Annotated in this window: 1 protein-coding gene and 1 pseudogene; both read right to left on the bottom strand. The window is 67.0% G+C overall.

From position 1 onward, the window contains the following. On the bottom strand, positions 1 to 296 hold a 296-nt coding region (locus K7711_RS47050; protein WP_235748905.1), incomplete at its 3' end, for an SAM-dependent methyltransferase. Positions 297 to 446: 150 nt separating this feature from the next. Continuing rightward, positions 447 to 704: pseudogene (locus K7711_RS47045) on the bottom strand (hypothetical protein); the annotation flags it as partial.

Raw genomic sequence — 704 nt, 5'->3', positions numbered from 1 at the left:
CGGCCCAGGAAAGCGCGGTTCGCCTGCGCCATGCTGCGGATGCCTGGGATGTGCGCGGCGATCTCGTCACCGAGCCTGCGATCGGCCGGATAGTTGTCGACGCCGCCGAGCCAGTAGTCGTAGAAGCGTGCCTCATGCGGGGTAGTGGTGTCGATCGTGGTCGGTAGTCGTCCACCGGTCTCGTGGCCTTCCGGCATGGTGATCCTCTCCGCGATGGCCGCGGCGTGTGCGCGGTGCGGCCACGCGCCGACTCGCTTCGTCGGCGCGAACGCACTGAGCCAGCTGTGGTTGTTCATCGTTGCTCGTAGGCGGGATTGTGGCAGCCGTCATCATGCTTCGCACGGAAACAATGACAATGGCTTGACCAGCAGTGACACTCAAATCGCCTGAACAGCAACAGATTTCACGGAAGCTCGACAGGGCCCCCAGCCTGGCAGGCGACAGAATCAGGGCAGGATCTGCGGGACCAGGTCGGGACGCGCGACGCCCACGCCGGCGCCGATCGCCGCGCCGAGCAGGGTCGGCAGCGGATCGATGAACGATCCGGTGGCCGAACCGATGGCCGCACCGCCAGCAGCGCCGTTGAGGACCGGATCCGGGTACTGGGCGTGCGGGTTGGTGGTAACCGGCTCCAGCGGAACACCCGCCGCAATCGGCCGAGCAACAGCCGACGCTGCCGGCACACTCGCATCGGCGGAGGCTCC

The organism is Nocardia coffeae (genome assembly GCF_019890715.1).
GTDB classification, from domain to species: Bacteria; Actinomycetota; Actinomycetes; order Mycobacteriales; family Mycobacteriaceae; genus Nocardia; species Nocardia jiangxiensis.
The sequence above is the reverse complement of the archived record's forward strand: the minus strand, read 5'-3'. Positions and strand labels throughout refer to the sequence as shown.